The following is a 22,008-nucleotide window of genomic DNA, read 5'->3' as shown; positions in this document are numbered from 1 at the left end:
GTCTAACGTGAGCGAAGAAATGACCGAAACCACACAGCGAAATAACCGTAAGGTTCGCCGTGGATACGTGGTTAGTGACAAAATGGATAAGACCGTTGTGGTCGAGGTAGAAGACCGCCGTAAGCATCCGCTCTACGGTAAGGTTATGACTCGTACCAAGCGTGTCAAAGCCCATGACGAAAATAACGAGGTTCACGTAGGTGATCTTGTTAAAATCATGGAAACCCGACCGCTATCTGCAACCAAGCATTTCCGCGTGGTTGAGATTATCGAGAAGGCTAAGTGATTTTGTCGGCCGGCATCAGTGCCGGCCGATTAAAACCATCCGTTCGGCAAGGCTCGTTTAACGAGAACCGGCACGACGACAGGAGAAAATAAATGATCCAGCAGGAGTCGCGGCTCAAGATTGCTGATAACACCGGCGCAAAGGAAATTCTTTGCATCCGTGTTCTCGGTGGATCCGGCCGGCGCTACGCCGGAATTGGTGACACAATTGTTGCCACCGTCAAGGATGCAATTCCTGGCGGAAATGTAAAGAAGGGCGACGTCGTAAAGGCGGTTGTCGTCCGCACGAAGAAGGAAACTCGTCGCGCTGATGGTTCGTACATCAGCTTCGGTGAAAACGCTGCCGTTATTCTTAAGAACGACACGGAACCACGCGGCACGCGTATCTTCGGACCCGTAGCTCGCGAGCTACGTGACAAGAAGTTCATGCGTATCGTTTCATTGGCACCGGAGGTAATCTGATGGCGAAGATCAAGAAGGGTGACCTCGTTAAGGTTATCGCAGGTCGGAGCAAGGGACAGACCGGTCGTGTTCTCAAGGTTGATCTTGAGAACAATCGCGTCCTTGTTGAGCATGCTCAGATGGTAACGAAGCACACCAAGGTTGGTCGCACTGATCGTGGCGCGGCGACCGGTGGCAAGGAAACCGTTGAAGCTCCGATTCACATTTCCAATGTTGCGCTAATTGGCCCTGATAAGAAGCCAGTACGCGTCGGCTACCGTGAGGTTGAAGTCGAGCGCAACGGCCGCAAGAAGATCATGCGTGAGCGCATTGGTCGTCGTGCAGGAGAGGAGATCGAGCTGTGAGCACCGCAACCGATAAGGTCCAGCCACGCCTCAAGGCAAAGTACCGCGAAGAGATCATCGCGAAGCTTCAGGGCGAGTTCAGCTATGCAAACGTTAACCAGACCGCTGGTCTAGTTAAGATCGTCGTAAATATGGGTGTTGGCGAAGCCGCTCGTGACTCAAAGGTCATCGACGGCGCAATTGCCGACCTCACCGTTATCACCGGTCAGAAGCCACAGGTTACCAAGGCACGTAAGTCCATCGCGCAGTTCAAGTTGCGTGAAGGTATGCCAATTGGTGCGCACGTGACGCTTCGCGGCGATCGCATGTGGGAATTCCTCGATCGTTTGCTTTCCACCGCTTTGCCACGTATCCGCGATTTCCGTGGACTCTCGGCTCAGCAGTTCGATGGTAATGGAAACTACACCTTCGGCTTGACTGAACAGTCAGTATTCCATGAGATCGATCAGGACAAGATCGACCGTGTTCGTGGTATGGATATCACCGTAGTTACGAGCGCTAAGAACGACGACGAGGGACGTGCTTTGCTACGTCACCTTGGCTTCCCATTCAAGGAGGACTGACGATGGCAAAAACCGCTCTCAAAATCAAGGCTGATCGCAAGCCGAAGTTCGCTGTTCGCGCTTATACGCGTTGCCAGCGTTGTGGACGCCCACACTCGGTGTACCGCAAGTTCGGTCTCTGCCGTGTTTGCTTGCGTGAGATGGCCCTCCGTGGCGAACTCCCAGGCGTTAAGAAGTCCAGCTGGTAAGAATCTACGTCGTAGGTCTGAATAGGAAACCACGACGAGAAAGGGCTTTGCCCGATGTCAATGACAGACCCAATTGCAGACATGCTAACGCGTCTGCGGAATGCTAACTCAGCATTCCACGAGTCGGTATCTATGCCGTACTCAAAGATGAAGGCGAATATCGCCGATATCCTCCAGCGTGAGGGTTACATCGAAAACTACGAAGTTGAGGATGCAAAGGTTGGAAAAACCCTCGTTCTTAACTTGAAGTTCGGTCCAAACCGTGAGCGTTCGCTTGCTGGTCTTCGCCGTATTTCAAAGCCAGGTCTTCGTGTTTACGCGAAGTCGACGAATCTTCCTCAGGTACTTGGTGGCTTGGGTGTAGCAATTCTTTCTACATCTTCAGGTCTCCTCACCGATCGTGAGGCTAAGGATAAGGGTGTAGGTGGGGAAGTCCTCGCCTACGTCTGGTAAGCGAAAGGAGTCAAACAATGTCACGTATTGGTAAGCTCCCTATTGCTATCCCTAGCGGCGTAGAGGTTAAGGTCGAAAACGGTGTAGTCACCGTTAAGGGCCCAAAGGGTGAACTCACCCAGTCGGTTCCTTCTCCGATCGAAGTAGCTCTCGAGGACAACCAGGTTGTAGTTACCCGTCCTAACGACGAGCGTGTTTCACGTTCGCTTCACGGTCTAACTCGTACCCTCATTAACAACAACATCATCGGTGTAACCGACGGTTACAAAAAGGCGATGGAAATTGTTGGTACAGGTTACCGCGTAGTAGCTAAGGGCAAGGATCTTGAATTCTCGCTCGGTTATTCCCACACGATTTTTGTTGAGGCTCCGGAAGGTATCACTTTCGAAGTGGAGGGTCCAACAAAGTTCTCCGTGAACGGTATCTCCAAGCAGCAGGTCGGTGAGATGGCTGCGCGTATTCGTAAGCTTCGCAAGCCTGAGCCTTACAAGGGCAAGGGCGTCAAGTACGCTGACGAAATTATCCGCCGCAAGGCTGGAAAGGCTGGTAAGTGATGGCAGTATCAATCAAGGGCAAAGGCAAGTTCGTTGCTCGCACACGTCGTCATGCACGCCTTCGCAAGCGCATTTCTGGTACCGCAGAGCGTCCACGCCTCGTCGTAACCCGCTCGAACCGTCATATGGTTGCACAGGTTATCGACGATACCGTAGGCAAGACACTTGCTTCCGCATCTACCTTGGAAGTTTCTCTTCGTTCGAAGGAAGCGAACAAGGTTGATAAGTCACGTGAAGTCGGTGAACTCGTTGCAAAGCGTGCGATCGAGGCTGGCGTTTCCGCTGTGGTCTTCGACCGTGGTGGCAACAAGTATCATGGTCGCGTAGCTGCAGTAGCAGACGGCGCCCGCGATGCCGGACTGACCTTGTAATAGGCAAAACGAGAGGATATTCTGATGGCTGCAGAGCAGCGAGGACGAGCCAAGGGCTCGGAAAATGGCGGCGAGCGCGAAGAGCGCAATGACCGTCGTGATGGTCGCCGTGGCGACCGTCGCACCGATCGTCGCGCCGAGGAGAAGAACGCTTACATCGAGCGCGTCGTTACAATCAACCGTGTTGCTAAGACCGTTAAAGGTGGACGCCGCATGTCGTTTACCGCTCTTGTAGTGGTTGGCGATGGCAATGGCACCGTTGGTGTTGGCTACGGCAAGGCAAAGGAAGTTCCTGCAGCAATTGCTAAGGGTACTGAGGATGCAAAGAAGAATTTCTTCAAGGTTCCACGTATTGGCACCACGATTCCACACCTCGTTCAGGGTGAGGACGCTGCTGGCGTAGTTTTGCTCCGCCCAGCTTCCGCCGGTACCGGTGTTATTGCTGGTGGTCCTGTGCGTGCTCTGATGGAGTGCGCTGGTATCCACGACGTTTTGAGCAAGTCGCTCGGATCGTCAAACGCGATCAACATTGTTCGCGGCGCGGTAGCTGCACTTAAGCAGCTTGAGCAGCCAGAGGCTGTTGCCGCTCGCCGTGGTCTCCCACTTGACCGTGTAGCTCCAGCATCGATGCTCCGCGCTCGCGCTGAGCACGAAGCCAAGGAACGCGAGGATGCTGAAATCGCTGCCCAGCAGGCAGAGAATGAGGCAGCTGCAGCAGGAGTTGGTGCATAATGCTGAAGATTACGCAAAAGAAGGGCCTTGTTGGCGCCAAGCAGAACCAGAAGGACACCATGCGTTCCCTGGGTCTGCGTAAGATTCATCAGTCCGTGGTTCGTGAGGATACTCCGATTGTACGCGGAATGATTCGTACGGTAGCGCACCTCGTTACCGTGGAGGAGGTTGACTGATGTCAGAAAAGAAGACGACCGAATCCGTTGACATTCTCAAGATTCATGATCTTCGCCCAGCTGAGGGAGCCAAGAAAGCTCGTACTCGTGTTGGTCGTGGTGAAGGCTCCAAGGGTAAGACTGCAGGTCGTGGTACCAAGGGGACAAAGGCTCGTTACCAGGTGCCTGCAGGCTTCGAAGGCGGCCAGATGCCAATGCACATGCGCCTTCCGAAGTTGCGTGGATTCAAGAACCCGGCTCGCGTTGAGTACCAGGTAGTTAACTTGGACAAGCTTGTTGAGCTATTCCCAGAGGGTGGAAACGTTACCGTTGAAGAGCTAGTTGCTAAGGGTGCTGTACGCCCTAAGCTTCCAGTGAAGATTCTCGGTACCGGTGAGATCTCTGTGAAGGTTTCGGTAACTGCTGATGCGTGGTCTGCTTCTGCAAAGGAGAAGATCGAAGCTGCTGGTGGTTTAATCGAGAAGCGCGAAGCATAAGGTTTCGAAAAACGTAAGGGTGGCTCCCACGTAAGTGGGAGCCACCCTTACGTTTACATTAGTAAGTTTGAATTTTTAACTGAGGTTAGATACATCTAGGACTTTGGTAGTGAGTACAGTTCATTAAATATCGTACAAAACGCCTATTTGCTATCAAATGGTACAGAATTCTCTACTTATGTATATTGAATAGTGAATATTTCTAAAATTAATTAGAAAAATAAATTTATGTTGTATAGATTTATAGTGGATTCCTATAACGCTGTTATTTTGGTATCCAAGTACTTATTTCCTCAATGCAAGGATTGCTATGAATACACAGAAAATCGCGGGGGGCTTGCTTTAAGAGACTATTCGGTGCGTTTGTTGCATCGATAGTTACTGTTGGCAGCCTTGTTTCCCTTGCGCCAACTGCCAGTGCGGCAACAGATCATAAGATTACTGATATTGGCTCAGCTGAGATCACCAGCATCACTAGTCTTGATGGTACTAAGATTTATAATGAAACTTCACCTGCTGGTCTTCAACAAGATACAATAACTACCTTTAATTTGCAGATTGCTGAGCAATCGACTCTTCAGATAGGCGATACAGTAACAACCTGTTTTGAGCGTTCGCCTGGAAGCGTGCTTACTCTTAGCTTACGAGGAACTTCCCCGAACGTTCCAGAGGGTAATCCTCTGTATACTGCCTCAATTGCAAGTAACTGTCTTGTGCTAACTAAAAATGCTATCCCAGCGGCTGGAAAATTTAGTGCAACAATTCCTGTTTCTTCAAATCTAATTTGGGCAAATTTTAATGGTTCTACTGGAGTTGAATCTTTTTCTATTGGTTCTTCTGTGTATAAAGTTGCTGCGAATTACCCTGCTCAAGGAATTATTCCTAATGCGAACGATTTTTACTTGAGCGACAACGCAATATATAACTCTAACAATTTAGTTTTTGCGCCACTGTTATTTGCAGATTTGAATGAGGTAATTTCTGGACATACAGTTCCCACTGCATCTGCTAATCGCGTTATTATGATGAATATTGCGCCAACAAATGGGGCAACGATTACTGCGCTTGATATAAACGCAATTGGTTCTGCTATGTATCGACGGGATGGTGCTAATACAGGTTTTATAAACGAAGCTGATCGTTTCTCTTTTAGTAGCAAAAATCTCTCGATTCCACAGGATTTGGCATCTGTGACTGATGCTGAGAAAGTATTGAAGCCAGGCGAGTATGGTTTTGTGAAGAACTCTGATAGTAGTTGGACTGTTGCAGTCAATTATGGTCCGCTTGAAGGGAATACGGTGTTCAGCATACCTAGTAATGCGACTGTTCCTACGGATGCAAATCAGCCTACGATTGACTATTACACTGTTACTAAGCAGCGGAATTTAATCTCGACATCTCCTGAAATGTACGCTGCGATAAAGTTTGCTGATCCGTTGGTGAAAGAAACAGCAACTATTACAGTGAAGACTTCGTATGGTGTTGAACGCTCTACCCAACTTTCTGATGTTGTGCTGTCAAATAAAGCCGATTCACAAACTACTGTCAGTGTTCATCATGTTGATCAAACTGGTACACCTATTGAGCCTACTCAGGTAGTATATGGTTTTCCTGGTTCTGCTACGCAACCAGCTGATGCTGCAGTGAAGGCCGCGCCGAAAACTCTTGATGGGTATGTCCTTGTTGCAGATGCTGCTGCGGCGGGAGTGATGATTGGTAAAGACGCTTCTAGTGTTCGCACTTCCGCAGTCGATGTTCCTTTTCCTGCAACTGGTGTTACTGATATCTATTACGTCTACAACCGTTTGTATTCGGTTAAGTATGATACTGCTGGGGGAAGCCCGGCAACTATTGCCGATAAGGCTAATGTGACGTGGTCTGATACTTCTCTTCTTCCTGACCAAGCTCCTACACGCCAGTATTATGCGTTCAAAGGTTGGGAAGCCGTATCAGGTTCAAAGACTACTTCTAACGTGACTAACACGATGAAGTATTCTGATCTAGTAGCGTCCTCGTCTGCATTATCGGTAACACTTCGTGCAGTATGGGAAGCGCTCGACAGTGATGGCGACGGTGTCACTGATGAAGACGAAGCAAAGCATGGTACTGATCCGCTCAAGCCTGATACTGATGGTGATGGGGTCAATGATGGTGATGAGATCAAGAACGGCACTGATCCAAAGAACCCAGATACCGATGGTGATGGTTTAACTGATGGCGATGAGGTGAACAAGTATCACACTGACCCAACCAAGGCCGATACTGATGGTGATGGCGTTTCGGATGGTGATGAGATCAAGAACGGTACCGATCCGTTGAAGGTCGATACTGATGGCGATGGTGTTTCCGATGGTGATGAGATCAAGAACGGCACTGATCCAAAGAACCCAGACACTGATGGTGACGGTGTTTCCGATGGTGATGAGATCAAGAACGGTACCGATCCAAACAAGGCTGATACCGATGGCGATGGGGTAAGTGATGGTGATGAGATCAAGGATGGTACTGATCCGCTTGATTCACGGTCCTTCCCGTACAAGTTGACCTTGGATAAGGTTCGTGTTCATCGTGGTGAGCAGGTTACCGCTTCGTTGTCTGGTTTCAAGGCTGGGGAAGTAGTAGCTCTCGAGTTGCACTCGACCACGATTGGTCTGGTACAGAATGTGACTGTTGATGCAAAGGGAATGGCAACAGTGACCTTTACTGTTCCTGCGTCGGCTGAGCTTGGTTTGCATCATGTGATGGCTGTGCGTGCTGGTGGTGCGCTTGTCCAGCAGGAAGGTCAGTTGGAAGTGACTGCTGACTCGATCGCACTCGGCGATGCCAGTGCCAGCACTGACGCTGGCGGTGCTGGTGGTGGTCTTGCAAAGACTGGTTCGACCAGTCTTGGTCTTGGCCTGATCGCCATGATGGCTACTCTTACTGGTGTGGGCGCGCTAGTGACTCGCCGCAAGAATGCCTGACGCATTATCTCCTTGAACCTCTTTGGTAGCCACACTTTATGTGTGAACACTGAAATTGCGCTAACCGGCGTGGCAACCATGGGTAGGGGACAAGACTTGGGTGTTTTCTGACAAGCACATATTAAACACCCAAACCGCTGTGGGATTGGAGCCGAAACAACGGTTTCCAATCCCACAGTGCTATCCAGTTACCGTCGAGCACTCCAAACTGCCAAAATATCGCACCAAATCCATACCAAAAACGTGGCTCAATAAGTTCTATGTCATATCTTCATCGGTCAATGCCAGTCCTTTGGACCTTAAATGACCGATTTGTAGGCAAAATGTTTCCAAACGCGTTGTAAGTCTCTCAAATTTGCGTATCAAGAATTGCTCATTTACCGGTATAATGTTTCATTGGCGTATATGCTCGCGCACTAACATTCGGCTCACAAAACCGAATAGCCAGAAATTGGCCTGACCGAGAGGACCTCTCTTGCTGAAAGCACTAGGATCGGCGTTCCGTACTCCAGACTTGCGTCGCAAGCTGCTCTTAACGATGTTTATCATGGCGATTTACCGCCTTGGTACATACGTTCCGGCTCCGTTCATTTCATATGAGAATGTCCGAATTTGTTTGGATCAGGCAGGTTCGGCTGACTTGCTAACCATGATGAACATGTTCGCCGGTGGTGGCATGCTTCAACTTTCGGTCTTTGCTTTGGGAATCATGCCGTACATTACTGCGTCGATTATCATCCAGTTGATGCGCGTCGTCATCCCACGTTTTGAAGAGCTCCACAAGGAAGGTCAGTCGGGTACCGCGAAGCTCACAGAGTACACGCGTTACCTCACGATATTCTTGGCAGTCCTTCAGTCATCGGTGATCGTTTCTGTTGCCAATACAGGACTCTTTGCTGGATGTAACGTTCAGCCGATTCCAGATGCCACGATTGGAACAAAGCTTTTAACAATCCTCTCAATGACTGCTGGTACGGCTTTGGTCATGTGGCTCGCGGAAATAATCACGGAGCGCGGCGTCGGCAATGGAATGTCCCTCTTGATCTTCACCGGAATCGCTGCAAACTTCCCAGCGATGCTCGGAACCGTTTCCAAGTCCGCAGGTGGCTGGATGGACGTAGCGATCGTCGTCGTCATGTTCTTGGCAATCACTGTGGTCGTTGTTTTCGTTGAGCAGTCTCAGCGACGTATTCCAGTTCAGTATGCTAAGCGTGTTGTTGGACGACGCACCTACGGCGGCACGTCCACTTATATTCCTCTGAAGATCAATATGGCGAACGTGATCCCAGTGATCTTCGCGTCCTCTATCCTTTCGCTTCCTCAGATGATTGCCCAGTTTGGTAACCAGAATTCTGGTTGGGTTCAGTGGCTACATGCAAACTTCACGTGGACGTCGCCATGGTACATGGTCGTTTACGCGTTACTAATCATTTTCTTCGCTTTCTTCTACACGTCGATTACATTCAACCCAGAAGAAGTTGCAGATAACATGAAGCGCTACGGGGGATTCATCCCAGGTATTCGTGCTGGACAGCCAACCGCGGATTACTTACGCTACGTCATTAACCGCATCAATTGGGTTGGTGCACTCTACCTTGCGATTATTGCGCTTATTCCACATATCGTGTTCAACCAACTCGGAATCGCATCCGGTGGATTTGGTGGAACTTCGATTATCATCCTCGTTGGAGTTGGACTCCAAACAGTCAAAGATATTGACGCGCAGCTCCAACAACGTCACTATGAAGGTTTCTTACGATGAAGGCACGTTTTGTTATGGTTGGTCCTCCTGGAGCAGGAAAGGGCACCCAAGCAAAGGTACTCACAGAAAAATTAAATATTGCAAACATTTCCACTGGAGCTATTTTCCGGTCACACATTGCGGAACAAACTGAGCTTGGAAAACTCGCCGCATCTTATATCGACAACGGAAACTTGGTTCCAGACGAAGTTACCGACGCGCTCGTTCGCGATCGCCTCAATCAAGACGATGTAGAACAGGGGTTCTTGCTTGATGGTTATCCGCGTAATTTACATCAAGTTGAAGCTTTGGATGCAATTCTTGCAGAACGTGGAGAAAAGCTAAACGCTGTCATTGAGCTTTCGATCCCAGATGAAGATATCGTCGGACGGCTTCTCTACCGTGCAGAAGTCGAAGATCGTGCCGATGATACTGAGGAAGTTATTCGCCATCGCATTGATGTTTACCACTCGGCAACTGCTCCGCTGACTGACGTTTATCGTCAGCGTGGAATTCTTCTAACTGTCGATGGCACTGGTCAGATTGATGAAGTTCTTGATCGTTTGGTTCGCGAACTCAAATCCTTCTTGAACATCTCCGATGAAGAACAATGAGCGCATCTAGCTCTTTAAATATGTAGAACGATAGCCGTCCGTGAGGGCGGTTATCGTCTTTTAGAAAGCGAAACCATGTTTAATAGCAACAAAATCGAGCTTAAGACGAACGATCAGATCCGTCAGATGCGCAAATCGGCCCTCGTTGTCGCCGATATACACAAGGCCTTGGACGACGCCGCTGTACCAGGAATCACGACGGGCGAGTTGGATGATATCGCACGTGACGTCATTGCTTCTCACGATGCAAAATCCAACTTTTACGGCTACTACGACTATCCGCGCCAGACTTGTATCTCGGTAAATAGTACGGTTGTCCATGGGATTCCGGGTGCTGAAGTGCTTCAACCTGGAGATATTGTTTCGATGGACTGCGGTGCGGTATTAAACGGCTGGCATGGTGATGCCTGCTTTACAAAGGTCCTTCCAGGAGGGGAGAACGCCGTGCGTGAGCGTCGGGAACAACTTTCCAGCATCACCAAAGAAGCAATGTGGCGTGGAATTGCTGCAATGGCTAAGGGTAAATACGTTTCAGATATCGGAAACGCGATTGACGACTACATTGTTAGCCTTGATCCTGCAATTCGACCGGATATCGTCGAGGATTTCATTGGACACGGTATTGGCACCAAGATGCATATGGAACCAGATGTGCTCAATTTCCGAACTTCGCGTAAGGGCCCGAAGCTACGCCCAGGAATGGTGCTATGTATTGAACCGATTTTGGCACAAAAGAGTCAGGCATACCGCACGCTTGATGATGAGTGGACGGTTGTTACGCAAGACGGTGGCGATGCGTGCCACTGGGAGCATCAAGTCGCGTTGCATGCCGGTGGTGTATGGGTACTTTCGGCTCCCGACGGTGGTGCGGTTGGACTCGCAAAGTATGGCATTGATGTTGCACCTTTGGACTGAGGTGTGGATCCAGGACAGAAGATGGAATTCTGGCGTGACGTGCTCCACCGAAATCCGTCTTTCTAAAAGAATGTTGATGTCGTAGAATTGTTCGTTGGTGCTTTGTATTCAATATAGAGCATCGATCAGGCAGTATTTGCTGGCTGAATTGGAAAGAAAAATAAAGTAAGCGGGTAACATGGCGAAAAAAGAAGGCGTCATCGAAGTAGAAGGAACCGTCCTTGAGGCGTTGCCTAATGCGATGTTCAAGGTCGAGTTGGAGAATGGGCACCAAGTGCTTGCTCACATCTCGGGTAAGATGCGTCAACACTACATCAAGATCCTTCCAGAAGATCGCGTCGTTGTAGAGCTCACGCCCTACGATCTAAGTCGTGGTCGGATTGTTTATCGCTACAAGTAAGCCCGTCGAGTCAATCTGCCGACTCTTCGGAATCGGCAAAGGAAAGACACTATGAAGGTCAAACCAAGCGTGAAGCGGATCTGCGAAAACTGCAAGATTATCCGTCGTCACGGTCGCGTTATGGTCATTTGTGACTCAAATCCGCGGCACAAGCAGCGCCAGGGTTAATTCTGGCATCCCTCACTGAGGTGGGGGAGATGTACTAGCACTGTTAGCGCGTAAAACGCGCAACCCTCGGTCCGAAGGCCGAGGCCCTAAAATGGGGTTGCAGTGTTCCACACCTTCGGAATGGACAAATAGGAGCCAATAAGAATGGCACGTCTATCTGGCGTTGATTTGCCTCGCGAAAAGCGAGTTGAAATCGCGCTTACATATATTTTTGGCATCGGTCGTACGCGCGCGCATGAAACTCTTGCCGCTACTGGAGTAAATCCAGATACTCGCGTGAAAGATCTCTCTGAAGACGATTTGGTTAAGCTTAAGAACCACATCGATGAGAACTACAAGGTCGAAGGTGATCTCCGCCGTGAAGTTCAGGCTGATATTCGCCGCAAGATCGAGATTGGTTGCTACCAAGGTCTTCGCCACCGTCGTGGTCTGCCTGTTCATGGTCAGCGCACTAAGACGAACGCACGTACCCGTAAGGGTCCAAAGCGTACCGTTGCAGGTAAGAAGAAGTAGTAGTTCCGCCTTCGGGCGTGAATCGACGATTAATTCAGGAGAATTTTAGAATGCCACCTAAGACACAGGCGCGTCGTCCGCGTCGCAATGTGCGCAAGAACGTAACAACGGGTCAGGCTCATATCAAGTCGACCTTCAACAACACAATCGTTTCCATTACCGACCCAAAGGGTGAAGTTATTGCAACTTGCTCGTCAGGTATGGTCGGCTTCAAGGGCTCCCGTAAGTCCACGCCGTATGCTGCTCAGCTTGCCGCTGAGAATGCAGCACGCCGCGCTATGGACCAGGGAATGAAGAAGGTAGACGTTTTCGTTAAGGGCCCAGGCTCAGGACGCGAAACCGCTATCCGCTCTTTGACCGCTTCAGGTTTGGAAGTTACCTCGATTTCTGACGTAACCCCTCAGGCTCACAACGGTTGCCGTCCACCCAAGCGCCGCCGCGTTTGATGCTTTGGGGTTTCGACCCCTTCCTCGGGTATGTAGTTACCCATTCCGCTGGTTGTTCACCAGCTCGGAAACATAAATAGACGTCATATGGTGGGCGTCTGCGAAAGGAAAACACAGTGATCATCGAACAGCGTCCTATGCTGACCGAAGAAAAGGTCTCCGAGACTCGTTCTCGCTTCACACTCAACCCGCTTGAGCCTGGATTTGGCTACACGCTTGGTAACTCTCTTCGTCGTACTTTGCTTTCTTCGATTCCGGGATCGGCAGTTACGTCGATCCACATCGATGGAGTTCTTCACGAGTTCTCAACCATCGAAGGTTGTAAGGAAGACGTAGCTGAGATCATCCTTAACCTCAAGGATCTTGTTGTTACCTCAGAGCATGACGAACCAGTTCTTATGTACCTGCGTAAGCAGGGACCAGGGCAGGTTCTTGCTTCGGATATCACCCCTCCAGCAGGTGTTGAGATCCACAACCCTGATCTTGTGATTGCCACTTTGAACGACAAAGGCAAGATCGAGATCGATCTGACTGTTGAGCGTGGACGCGGTTATGTTTCCGCTGCACAGAACAACTCGCCAGAGTACGAAATTGGTCGTATTCCTGTTGACTCGATTTACTCACCGGTTGTGAAGGTTTCATACAAGGTTGAGGCAACTCGTGTTGGACAGCGTACCGATTTTGATAAGCTCATCGTTGATGTTGAAACCAAGGCTTCGATGCTTCCGCGCGATGCTTTTGCATCCGCTGGTAAGACCCTTGTTGAGCTCTTCGGCTTGTGCACCGAGCTTAATGAAGAGGTTGAAGGTCTTGAGTTGAAGGAAGCCCCAGTTCAGGAGACCCAGTCTTCCGATCTTCAGCGTCCTATCACGATTCTTAACCTGCCAGCTCGTTCACAGAACTGCTTGCAGCGCGAAGGAATCCATACCATCGGTGAACTTGTTCTTCGTTCAGAAGCTGATTTGTTGGATATTCGTAACTTCGGTGCTAAGTCGATCGAAGATGTCAAGGACGAACTTGCAAAGCTCGACTTGCGTTTGAAGGATTCCCCAGCCGGCTTCGTTTCCGGATATGGCGACGATAACTACTCGATGACTTTCAGTGACGATCTGCAGGGCTAAGGGTTCTGCACAATAATTTCTAGGAGAAACAATGCCTAAGCCCACAAAGGGTGCACGCCTGGGTGGTTCCCCGGCGCATGAGCGTCTAATCATTGCCAATATGTGCCGTCAGCTCATCCACAACGAATCCGTTGTTACAACCGAAGCAAAAGCAAAGCGTGTACGTCCGTACATGGAAAAGCTCATTACCAAGGCTAAGAAGGGCGACACCCACAACCGTCGTCTTGCTCTTAAGGTGCTTCGCGATCGCGAGACCGCTTACATCTTATTCGAAGAACTAGCTCCAAAGTTTGCTGAGCGAAACGGTGGATACACCCGTATCGTAAAGCTTCCTAACCGCAAGGGCGACAACGCTCCGATGGCCGAGCTCTCACTCGTCCTTGAGCCAGTTTCGCCAAAGCAAGCAGTTGTAAAGGAAGCCGAGAAGGTTGCTGAGCACGCTGCTGCTAAGGAAGAAGAAGCTAAGGTTGAGGAAACTGTAGTAGAAGAGACCGAAGCCGTTGAGGCGGAAGCTCCAGAAGCTGAAGCTACCGAAACTGCTGAAGAAGCTAAGTAAACTTGTTTAACTAGCTAATAGCTTAAAGATTGGTGGGCTGGGATTGAAAAATCCCAGCCCACCAGCATATTGTGCATACTTGCGCTAAAGCGCTCCTAACTTACTTATCGGATGCAATCAGTTGCAAAGTATCAGTGCCCGAATAATGTGGTTGGTTTCTCGGTTGCCATCGTCGTCTGCTACTTTAGTGATCATAGCCGTCAGGATGCCACACTCTTGGTGCATTATCCTTGGTTCAAGTTACTGCGTTTTCAGGTCCCTTTAGTTACGTTCGTATATCAGCAACTGAGCATGGTGTTGAGTGCCTTTAATACGGTCGAATGCGCCCCTTGAACTGCCTCTAAGACGTCCTCATGAGTAGTCGGAGTTGCGTCGAATGATAGGTCAGACACGACGGAAACCCCGGCTAGCCTCACTCCAAGTTGGTGCAATGCAATCGCCTCAAGTACGGTGCTCATACCAACCATATCGATCCCGTTTGACCGCATGATCTCTGATTCTCGTTGAGTTTGAAACTCGGGACCGCGAAGTATCGCGTAGGTTCCATTCTGCTGAGTTACAGCCTTCATCGCCGTCGTCAACTCTGGGTCCCACAGTTCCCAAATATCAGTAAAAGCAGGACCCGTGAAAGGGGAGTACCCACTCATGTTGACGTGGTCGGAGATCGCCATAACCTCACCTAGCTTCCAGTCGCGTAGGCAACCTCCGGCGTTAGTTAAGAATGCACGGTCGATGCCGGTGAGTGCAGCTACCTGTGCCAAGTAGCTGATTTCCGCTGGGGTGTAGCCTTCATAGAGATGGATACGTCCTGTACTTACGAGGATGTGGTGCACATGTGAGTTAATGTCAAGGTCGATAGAGAGCAATTCGCGCCCGTGACCTTCGGCAGCTGGCTCCCGTACCAGTGGGAGCCACGCCAACGGAATACGTTTACGTACCTCACCAAGATTCAAGATGCTGTCTGTGAGTCCGGAGCCTAGAACGACGAATGCATCGTGCTGTTCAACACCCGTCAGCTCTTCAATCAGCTCCGAGCCCGCCTGGAGGCTGCGTAGTATAAAGGGATCTTGGTAGCAATCTTGAAGTCGCGCGTATCGTTCTAGATTCATCAGCTTTCCTGGCTACGAACACGCTTTGCGGAGAATGCGTAGTATCCGGTGAAGCCCAGAATCAATGCAAGGATGACGCCGATGTTGCCGCCGCCCCAGGCACCTTCTTTTCCGCCAATGAGTGGAAGAAGATAACCTTGCCAGTCGTTGAAGGAAGCATCTGAGTAACCGTTGACAACGAATCCCCAGCCGATCACACAGCACACGGCAAGTACAATAAGGGCACTGATATTGAATGCGCCGTAGCGTCCTTGTGGATCGAAAAGTGCTCGTTCGTCGTAATTCTTCTTGCGCATAGCGATGTCTGCCATCATAATTCCTGCCCAAGCAGCAAGTGGAACTCCAAGAGTAACGAGGAAGGATTGGAACGGTCCGATAAACGTAGGGGAGAAGAAGGTTACGTAGATTGTTCCAGTTGTGAGGATGACGCCGTCAATCAAAGATGCGAGTGGACGAGGAACCTTGATTCCAAGGGTGAGGAGCGTCAAACCAGAGGAGTAAATACCATTAATTGCACCTGAGAGAAGGGAGAGAATTGCAGTCAGAAGGAATGGGATGAGGAACCAGGTTGGGAGCAATGTTGCTAGTGCACCGACTGGGTCAGAACCGATTGCTTCCGAAAGATCCGAATTAGAGCCGGCTAGCATGAGACCGAAGGTGATTAGTGCAACCGGTCCGAGTGAACCACCAAGGGTATTCCAGAAAACGATGTGGGAGCCTTTGGCTTCGCGCTTCTGATAACGTGCCCAATCAGCAGCGATATTTACCCATCCTAGTCCCATGCCTGTCATAGCCATGACGCCGGCGCCAATCATAGCTGGAACTGATCCACTTGGAGCGGACATTAAGGTTGACCAATTAATATGAGGAATCACAAGGAAAACATAAATGATTGTTGTAATGCCGGTGATCCAGGTCAACCAAGCCTGCATTCGCATGATGATGTGATAGCCAGCAACTGCGCCAAGAACAATGAGAGCAGCAACAATTGCTGCGGCAAGCACCTTGACGGTGGTGGAGTTGTCTCCTGCCCATCCGAGCCTAGCAAGCACGGTGTTTGTTGCTAAGACGGCGGTGATTGCTAGGGAGGTTTCCCAGCCGATTGACGTTAGCCATGAGATGATTCCTGGGATTTTTGCTCCGTGGACGCCGAACGCGGAGCGAGACATCACCATCGTTGGTACCGAACCGCGTTTACCACCAAGCGCGATTACACCACAGATCGCAAAGGAGAGAATTACGCTAACAATGGAGATGATTGCAGCCTGCCAAAAGGAAATGCCAAATCCTAAGATCCAGGCGCCGTAGCTCATTCCGAACACAGAAATGTTCGAAGCGAACCAAGGGAGGAACAAATTGTGTGGTTGGGCAGTTCGTTCGGCATCTTTGACGATTTCGATACCCGTCATTTCGACGTTTGCCATGTGACATCCTTTTCTTGTGTCATTTAAAAATGATAGGGAAGCTAACTAATCTGGAATATGGTATTCGGGAGCTGGTCTATCGAAAGAATAGTGTATGTCAGCCGCTTCATACACGGCAAAACGTATGGTCGATCGGGAAGTATTGTTACATTGAAATAGTGCAATAGTTACTGTTACGCATGATTGAGTCTGAACTTATCAATACTTAGAAAGAATTGAGAATGGGACTAGCTGAGCAGCATCATTTATCTGTGGATCGGCTACTATCAAGATATTTTCCCCAACCGCGACGGCGTTGAGTGCGCGATTGAACGATTCGTCGATTCCAGTTCAATGACCTGGTGCGTCATCTTGCATGAATACGAAAAGTATTCAACGCGCAAGCTATCCGAGTAGCAAATATGGAAGCGCAGTTACCTTGTCTATTTTAGAAGGTGAAGACGGCGCTTTCGCAGGTTACGAGGTATGCTCACGTATTGGTGCGATGCCGTTCGAGCCAGACGTGGAATGGACGTGCGCAAAACGAATAGGGGAGTTTCCGTCAAAGAAAAGGTGCGGACCGTCGTCTGTAACGTCGATCCGCACCTTCCCATAATTTACTAGGCTGCGATGTGTTTAGCGCTCTCGCGGCGTGCCATTGCCTGCTCGAAGTCGCGGGTACCAACGAATACTTCGTGGGTGTATGGGTTGACCTTGAGCTTGCGAGCACGGTAGATAACGTAGCCAACTGCGGCAACGTTAGCGATGAATGCAATGATCGAAACCGTGAGGTTGATATTTGGGTTGTTCACGGATTCAACCGAGAATACCGAGTAATCTTGGAATATTGGTACAACTTGAGCAAACATACACCACATAGCTAGCGTATTAGCGCGGTTCTGGATCCATCCACCCTTGTTCCAGATTGCGTTAGCAACCGTTGGTGCCAGCAACAAAGCAAATCCGCAGTAGAACGCATGGGTTGGAAGGCAGTTGTAGGTGTAGCAGAAGTTCCAAAGATCGTAGGAAATGATAAACACCCAGGTCATATCGGCCCAGATCATATCTTGCTTCTTCTTGCCTACATAGATACCGAACCAGCCAGTCATAACAAAGATGTTCAAGATTCCGGCAAGACCGTTAAAGACGTTGTGCCAGCCACCGTAGAGGGTAACTCCTTCGGACGAAACCCAAGTGGTGTTCCATGCGCGGATTGCTGATTCAAAATCAGAAACTACAGCGATAAGGATGTTGATAGCAACAATCACGAATGGGAAAACCTTGAACCATTCGGATTTACCGATTGAGCCCCACTTGTACTTGAGCATCATGAAACCGATGCAGCCTGCCGTTGCTGCATATAGCTTTGCGTAGTGGAACCAGCTGTTCATATGAACGTAAGTAGGGTTGTTGAGTGCCCATTCAGCGCCAGATGCGGCACCTACATAGATCGCAATGAAATATACTGAGAGTACTGCAGGAACTACCAAGAAGCAGAAGATACCGCCAACCTTGGAGCGTCGTGCAATTTCGTTCGCACCAATGAGCGCACAGAATACTAGGATCCAGCCAAGCCACTGGTAGCCTGCGGAGTCACCATAGACGTTGAATAACATTGGTATGCCTTTCTAAATGTGTGGATGAGTGGATGAGTGAATGCCGAAAGCCAATGAGAACGGCTTAGAGAAATTTTTCAAGATGAAGAGTTTGTGCTGCTATTTGTTTGATTGTTTCGTTTGAAATCGATGGATTTGATCGGATCAGAGCAACCAGTCCAGTGATCATCATGTAGAAGGTCTCTGGGACGAACTGGATCTCGATCTCATGCTTCAGGGCAAAGTCTTTTACCGTCGTCTGTGCGATGTAGTCAGCAACTTTTCGCGAGGTTCTGTCTGTGAATGCCATATACAAAGAAGCGTTTGGCCCAGAAACGAGTTTTTGATGGAATGGTCCATCGTTATCGATGGTTGATCGCATCAAATCGGTAGCGTCATCGAGTGCTCGTGAAATATTTCCTGGTTCGCGTGATTCGTTCCAGTTCTTTAATTTCGTTAAGAACTCGTCGATTACGTCGTCTAAGACGGCGGTGGCTACTTCTTCTTTGCTCCCAAAGTAGTGATAGAAAAGCGAGCGTGAAGTGTCTGTGCGGGTACCGATGGAAGAAATAGACATTCTCTCGAAGCCTTTTTCCATGATCTCCGCGCGGGCGGCGCTAATAATCGCTGACTTCGCAGCACTCCGCCGTACTTGTTTGGACATGATCCTTGAGTCTTTCTTCTATTGCCTCTTCAATCAATCACAATCTAAGAATTTTGTTGACATAGTGTCAATGAAATGCCACACGAGCGCTCAAGGAATTAACTGAGAAATTGACAAAACATTGGCAAATATAAGGAAAGTCCCCGCGGTGGGGGACTAAGTTCCTATCGTGAAGTTATCCAGCGAAGGTTCCAATGTCCTTTCGCCAGTACAAATCAGAACCCGAGAGTGCCTCTTCCAAAAGTGGGAGTAGCTCACGTCGGCACTCATCGATATCGTTACCTTTCATAGTAACGATTGCGACGCGCCCTCCGGCTGCAACCCAGGTTCCGGCGTCGAAATCAAAATGAGTTCCCATGTGAATAATGGAAGCATTTGGACTCTGCACAACGCGATCAATCAACACCTTAGGAAGTGCTGGTGATGAGGTTATTACTCCAGGGTATCCGGGAGAGCTCAATACAACTCCCAGGCATACGGAGTCATCAATACTTACCTCAGCAGCCTCACCCTTCAATAAGTGAAGTGCGACTGAGGCGATGTCGCTTTTAATCCTAGGTAAAATCACTTCGCATTCGGGATCTCCTAAGCGAGCATTGAACTCGATAACACGAACGCCCTTGGCAGTCTGAATCAGCCCTGCATAAAGAAAACCGGTGAATGGAGTGCCGCTGGTAACCATTTGAGCTAATGTAGGCTTGATTACCTGATCAATTGCCTCGTTGTAGATTTCGGGGGTAACTCGTGGAACAGGAGAAACCGCCCCCATCCCGCCTGTGTTAGGGCCAGTATTTCCCTCGCCAATGGGCTTGTGATCTTGCGCTACCGGCAACGCCACAAAATTCTCTCCGTTCACCATGACGATCAACGAGTACTCGAACCCATCCAAGAAGTCTTCAATGAGTAACGGGTTTTCGTGGTCAATCACAATGGAATCGACCACGATGCGTGCTGCCTGGAGATCAGGGCAGATAGTTACACCCTTGCCGGAGCGTAGTCCATTTTCTTTGAGAACTTGCGGATACGAAACTGTTTCAAGGTAGGCTTGCGCGTCCTCACGTTTTGTAAAAACTTGATAGGCAGCGGTGGGCACTCCGGCTTCAGTCATGATCTGCTTTGCGAACGCTTTTGAGCTTTCAATACTCGCCGCAGCCTTAGTAGGTCCAAAAATCACAAGACCGCGCTCGCGGAACACGTCCACAATCCCTGAAGCCAGAGGCGTTTCTGGACCAACGATAGTGAGCACAACTCCATGTGCGATAGCTTCATCTGCGAGCTTTTCCCAAGGAGACTCCCTGGAAATGGAGAGTACTTCATCGGCAATCTGGTCAATTGCTTCTGAGCCACCGGCAACGATAACGTTGTGATACTTTGCAATAGCGGTAACAAGTGCCATTTCGCGGCCACCGCCGCCAACTACCATTACTTTCATTATTGATCCTTGGTTGTTGTGGTAAGAGCTTGAATATGGTTGGTCATGATTTCTTCTGAAACTTCAGCGATGACTCGTGGATAAAGCACGTGCTCTGCCATGTGGATTCGTTTTTCGAAGGCTTCACATGGTTCGTTTTCTTTCCAGGGAACTCGGACTTGAGCGATGACGGCTCCGGTGTCAATTCCTGAATCGACCCAATGAACGGTGACCCCTGAGTCAACCTGGTCCGCATATGCACGCCTGATTGCGTTAACTCCCGGATAGTCTGGCAGTACAGAGGGATGAATATTGAGAATGCGTTGAGGGAACGCGTCAAGGAAGTTGGTACCCAGAATTTTCATAAAACCCGCGAGTGCCACAAGTTTCACATCGCAGTTGCGCAATGTTTTGATAAGTTGATGTTCCCACTGGTCATGGTTAGCAAAACTACCTGGAGAAATGACAAGGCTGGGAACGCCATATTCATCTGCCACCCTTAATGCTTCACAGTCTCGATCGCAGATAAGTACCGTCGGCTTTGCAAGTCCCAAATCTCCCACTTGTGCTGCTTGACAGATGGCTCGGAAGTTTGAACCTTTTCCCGACGCGAAAATCGCTAGGGCGAATTTCCTAGCAATATCATCACCAATACAGTTCACATTCGAACCCGGGTTCATACTAGTGAGACCCCACCTGACTCGGTCACTTTACCCATCACATAAGACTCGGTATTTGATGCTCTAAGTACCGATTGAGCTGCTTTAACGTCAGCTGGATCGAGCGCGATGACGAATCCGATCCCCATGTTAAAGACGTTGTAGAGCTCGGTTTCGGACAGTTCGCCGTAACGGGTGACGACGTCAAAAATTGGCAAAGACGGCCACGAACCAAGCTGGATTTCGTACCCGAGTTCACCATTCATTCGTGGAATGTTCTCGAAGAAACCGCCACCGGTAATATTCGCCATTCCGTGTGGTCGTACCTTTTTGAGTAGTTGCATGATGGGGCGAACATAGAGCTTAGTTGGCGTAAGGAGTTCTTCGCCAAGTGATCGGTCAAGACCTTTGATCTGGGAATCTACCGTGAAGTCATTATTTACAAAGAAGATCTTGCGTAATAGTGAATAACCGTTTGAATGTGGACCTGAAGAAGCCAACCCAAGCAAAACATCACCAGGCTTAACCTTTTCACCCGTAATGATTTCCGACTTTTCCACTGCTGCTACGCAAAAACCTGCGATATCGTAGGTGTCTGACTCGTAAAGATCGTTCATTTCAGCTGTTTCCCCACCGACTAACGCACAGTCAGTTTCTTGGCAGGCAACGGAAACACCGTGCACTATCTGAGAAACAATCTGCGGATCTGCTTTCGGAATGGCAAGGTAGTCGAGGAAAAACAGTGGCTGAGCACCCTGGACGACGACGTCGTTAACACACATAGCTACGGCATCAATTCCGATGGTGTGATGGATACCAGTTTGAAAAGCGAGGAACAATTTGGTGCCTACACCGTCTGTTCCAGAGACCAACACGGGTTCGCGGTAACCACGAGAGCTGAGGTCGAACATGCCACCGAAACCTCCGATACCTCCCATTACACCAGGTTGTTTGGTGGCGGCAACGTCAGAACGAATACGGCGTACTACTTCGTAACCGCGCTCAAGATCGACGCCGGCGGCCGCGTATGCTGAAGCCGCTGCAACTTGTGGGGTGTGTTCGCTGTTGTCTACCACTGTTTCTCCTGGTGTTGTTAGTGAAAACGACGGGATATTGGCTTGTTTAG

The 22,008-nt window shown here is 49.5% G+C and carries 29 protein-coding genes; 22 read left to right on the top strand and 7 right to left on the bottom strand.

The genetic code is table 11. The annotated features are described in order from the left end of the window. The first annotated feature begins 19 nt into the window (after nucleotides 1-19). The 21 genes from rpsQ (at nucleotide 20) to rplQ (ending at nucleotide 14,041) form a co-directional block, all read left to right on the top strand. Nucleotides 20-286, top strand: coding sequence for a 30S ribosomal protein S17 (rpsQ, locus tag EIH22_RS01705; RefSeq protein WP_124054681.1), 267 nt, complete (start codon nucleotides 20-22; stop codon nucleotides 284-286). A 92-nt stretch (nucleotides 287-378) separates the two neighbouring features. Further along, on the top strand, nucleotides 379-747 hold the full coding sequence (gene rplN / locus EIH22_RS01700; protein ID WP_124054095.1) for a 50S ribosomal protein L14: 369 nt from the start codon (nucleotides 379-381) through the stop codon (nucleotides 745-747). Continuing rightward, nucleotides 747-1,091 (top strand): 50S ribosomal protein L24, encoded by a 345-nt coding sequence (gene rplX, locus EIH22_RS01695; RefSeq protein WP_124054094.1) that lies wholly within the window; start codon nucleotides 747-749, stop codon nucleotides 1,089-1,091. Before rplN ends, rplX begins: the two co-directional genes overlap by 1 nt. Next, nucleotides 1,088-1,654: a 50S ribosomal protein L5 gene (gene rplE, locus EIH22_RS01690; protein ID WP_124054093.1), complete on the top strand. Its 567-nt coding sequence runs from the start codon at nucleotides 1,088-1,090 to the stop codon at nucleotides 1,652-1,654. The genes rplX and rplE overlap by 4 nt, the downstream gene beginning before the upstream one ends. Before the next feature lie 2 nt (nucleotides 1,655-1,656). Further along, nucleotides 1,657-1,842: a type Z 30S ribosomal protein S14 gene (locus EIH22_RS01685; RefSeq protein WP_124054092.1), complete on the top strand. Its 186-nt coding sequence runs from the start codon at nucleotides 1,657-1,659 to the stop codon at nucleotides 1,840-1,842. A gap of 54 nt (nucleotides 1,843-1,896) precedes the next feature. Continuing rightward, nucleotides 1,897-2,295 carry a 30S ribosomal protein S8 gene (gene rpsH, locus EIH22_RS01680; RefSeq protein ID WP_124054091.1) on the top strand — a complete coding sequence of 133 codons (399 nt, stop codon included), beginning with the start codon at nucleotides 1,897-1,899 and terminating at the stop codon, nucleotides 2,293-2,295. A 17-nt stretch (nucleotides 2,296-2,312) separates the two neighbouring features. Beyond that, complete coding sequence (rplF, locus tag EIH22_RS01675; protein WP_124054090.1) at nucleotides 2,313-2,849, top strand: 50S ribosomal protein L6; 537 nt, start codon at nucleotides 2,313-2,315, stop codon at nucleotides 2,847-2,849. Beyond that, nucleotides 2,849-3,220 (top strand): 50S ribosomal protein L18, encoded by a 372-nt coding sequence (gene rplR, locus EIH22_RS01670; protein ID WP_124054089.1) that lies wholly within the window; start codon nucleotides 2,849-2,851, stop codon nucleotides 3,218-3,220. Before rplF ends, rplR begins: the two co-directional genes overlap by 1 nt. A 24-nt stretch (nucleotides 3,221-3,244) precedes the next feature. Next, nucleotides 3,245-3,952: a 30S ribosomal protein S5 gene (rpsE, locus tag EIH22_RS01665; protein WP_124054088.1), complete on the top strand. Its 708-nt coding sequence runs from the start codon at nucleotides 3,245-3,247 to the stop codon at nucleotides 3,950-3,952. Beyond that, a complete protein-coding gene (gene rpmD / locus EIH22_RS01660) occupies nucleotides 3,952-4,128 on the top strand; it encodes a 50S ribosomal protein L30 (RefSeq protein WP_124054087.1) in 177 nt (58 codons plus the stop codon). The genes rpsE and rpmD overlap by 1 nt, the downstream gene beginning before the upstream one ends. Then, on the top strand, nucleotides 4,128-4,604 hold the full coding sequence (gene rplO / locus EIH22_RS01655; protein ID WP_124054086.1) for a 50S ribosomal protein L15: 477 nt from the start codon (nucleotides 4,128-4,130) through the stop codon (nucleotides 4,602-4,604). The genes rpmD and rplO overlap by 1 nt, the downstream gene beginning before the upstream one ends. A 626-nt stretch (nucleotides 4,605-5,230) precedes the next feature. Next, complete coding sequence (locus EIH22_RS01650) at nucleotides 5,231-7,567, top strand: hypothetical protein (protein ID WP_235001728.1); 2,337 nt, start codon at nucleotides 5,231-5,233, stop codon at nucleotides 7,565-7,567. Nucleotides 7,568-8,042: 475 nt separating this feature from the next. Beyond that, nucleotides 8,043-9,329, top strand: coding sequence for a preprotein translocase subunit SecY (gene secY, locus EIH22_RS01645; protein WP_124054084.1), 1,287 nt, complete (start codon nucleotides 8,043-8,045; stop codon nucleotides 9,327-9,329). Further along, nucleotides 9,326-9,922, top strand: a complete 597-nt coding sequence (locus EIH22_RS01640) for an adenylate kinase (protein WP_124054083.1) — start codon at nucleotides 9,326-9,328, stop codon at nucleotides 9,920-9,922. Before secY ends, EIH22_RS01640 begins: the two co-directional genes overlap by 4 nt. A gap of 75 nt (nucleotides 9,923-9,997) precedes the next feature. Beyond that, nucleotides 9,998-10,837: a type I methionyl aminopeptidase gene (map, locus tag EIH22_RS01635; RefSeq protein WP_124054082.1), complete on the top strand. Its 840-nt coding sequence runs from the start codon at nucleotides 9,998-10,000 to the stop codon at nucleotides 10,835-10,837. A gap of 178 nt (nucleotides 10,838-11,015) precedes the next feature. Then, entirely contained in the window at nucleotides 11,016-11,237 is a 222-nt protein-coding gene (infA, locus tag EIH22_RS01630) for a translation initiation factor IF-1 (RefSeq protein WP_124054081.1), read from the top strand. Between the two features lie 51 nt (nucleotides 11,238-11,288). Beyond that, the gene (gene rpmJ, locus EIH22_RS01625; protein WP_124054080.1) at nucleotides 11,289-11,405 is read left to right on the top strand and encodes a 50S ribosomal protein L36; all 117 of its coding nucleotides are present in this window, start codon (nucleotides 11,289-11,291) and stop codon (nucleotides 11,403-11,405) included. Nucleotides 11,406-11,549: 144 nt separating this feature from the next. Beyond that, on the top strand, nucleotides 11,550-11,918 hold the full coding sequence (gene rpsM / locus EIH22_RS01620; RefSeq protein WP_124054079.1) for a 30S ribosomal protein S13: 369 nt from the start codon (nucleotides 11,550-11,552) through the stop codon (nucleotides 11,916-11,918). Between the two features lie 50 nt (nucleotides 11,919-11,968). Further along, complete coding sequence (rpsK, locus tag EIH22_RS01615) at nucleotides 11,969-12,364, top strand: 30S ribosomal protein S11 (RefSeq protein WP_124054078.1); 396 nt, start codon at nucleotides 11,969-11,971, stop codon at nucleotides 12,362-12,364. Between the two features lie 116 nt (nucleotides 12,365-12,480). Further along, nucleotides 12,481-13,485 carry a DNA-directed RNA polymerase subunit alpha gene (locus EIH22_RS01610; protein ID WP_124054077.1) on the top strand — a complete coding sequence of 335 codons (1,005 nt, stop codon included), beginning with the start codon at nucleotides 12,481-12,483 and terminating at the stop codon, nucleotides 13,483-13,485. 31 nt (nucleotides 13,486-13,516) lie between these two features. Further along, nucleotides 13,517-14,041, top strand: coding sequence for a 50S ribosomal protein L17 (gene rplQ, locus EIH22_RS01605; RefSeq protein ID WP_124054076.1), 525 nt, complete (start codon nucleotides 13,517-13,519; stop codon nucleotides 14,039-14,041). Between the two features lie 278 nt (nucleotides 14,042-14,319). Here rplQ and EIH22_RS01600 read toward each other — a convergent pair whose 3' ends face one another. Next, nucleotides 14,320-15,150 (bottom strand): purine-nucleoside phosphorylase, encoded by an 831-nt coding sequence (locus EIH22_RS01600; RefSeq protein ID WP_124054075.1) that lies wholly within the window; start codon nucleotides 15,148-15,150, stop codon nucleotides 14,320-14,322. Continuing rightward, nucleotides 15,150-16,574: a purine-cytosine permease family protein gene (locus tag EIH22_RS01595; RefSeq protein ID WP_124054074.1), complete on the bottom strand. Its 1,425-nt coding sequence runs from the start codon at nucleotides 16,572-16,574 to the stop codon at nucleotides 15,150-15,152. The genes EIH22_RS01600 and EIH22_RS01595 overlap by 1 nt, the downstream gene beginning before the upstream one ends. 418 nt (nucleotides 16,575-16,992) lie before the next feature. Between EIH22_RS01595 and EIH22_RS01590 the strand changes: the two genes are divergently transcribed. Then, nucleotides 16,993-17,169, top strand: a complete 177-nt coding sequence (locus EIH22_RS01590; protein WP_235001727.1) for a hypothetical protein — start codon at nucleotides 16,993-16,995, stop codon at nucleotides 17,167-17,169. 4 nt (nucleotides 17,170-17,173) lie between these two features. Here EIH22_RS01590 and EIH22_RS01585 read toward each other — a convergent pair whose 3' ends face one another. From EIH22_RS01585 to purM, 5 genes are all read right to left on the bottom strand, one after another. Continuing rightward, nucleotides 17,174-18,169: a DUF5692 family protein gene (locus EIH22_RS01585; protein ID WP_124054072.1), complete on the bottom strand. Its 996-nt coding sequence runs from the start codon at nucleotides 18,167-18,169 to the stop codon at nucleotides 17,174-17,176. Nucleotides 18,170-18,233: 64 nt separating this feature from the next. Beyond that, on the bottom strand, nucleotides 18,234-18,812 hold the full coding sequence (locus EIH22_RS01580) for a TetR/AcrR family transcriptional regulator (protein ID WP_124054071.1): 579 nt from the start codon (nucleotides 18,810-18,812) through the stop codon (nucleotides 18,234-18,236). 175 nt (nucleotides 18,813-18,987) lie between these two features. Further along, nucleotides 18,988-20,244, bottom strand: coding sequence for a phosphoribosylamine--glycine ligase (purD, locus tag EIH22_RS01575; RefSeq protein ID WP_124054070.1), 1,257 nt, complete (start codon nucleotides 20,242-20,244; stop codon nucleotides 18,988-18,990). Further along, nucleotides 20,244-20,903 (bottom strand): phosphoribosylglycinamide formyltransferase, encoded by a 660-nt coding sequence (gene purN, locus EIH22_RS01570; RefSeq protein ID WP_124054069.1) that lies wholly within the window; start codon nucleotides 20,901-20,903, stop codon nucleotides 20,244-20,246. Before purN ends, purD begins: the two co-directional genes overlap by 1 nt. Then, the gene (gene purM, locus EIH22_RS01565; protein WP_124054068.1) at nucleotides 20,900-21,958 is read right to left on the bottom strand and encodes a phosphoribosylformylglycinamidine cyclo-ligase; all 1,059 of its coding nucleotides are present in this window, start codon (nucleotides 21,956-21,958) and stop codon (nucleotides 20,900-20,902) included. Before purM ends, purN begins: the two co-directional genes overlap by 4 nt. Nucleotides 21,959-22,008: the final 50 nt, after the last annotated feature.

The sequence above is a fragment of the Arcanobacterium ihumii genome, assembly GCF_900604515.1.
Taxonomy (GTDB): domain Bacteria; phylum Actinomycetota; class Actinomycetes; order Actinomycetales; family Actinomycetaceae; genus Arcanobacterium_A; species Arcanobacterium_A ihumii.
This window is presented reverse-complemented; position numbering and strand designations above follow the sequence as displayed.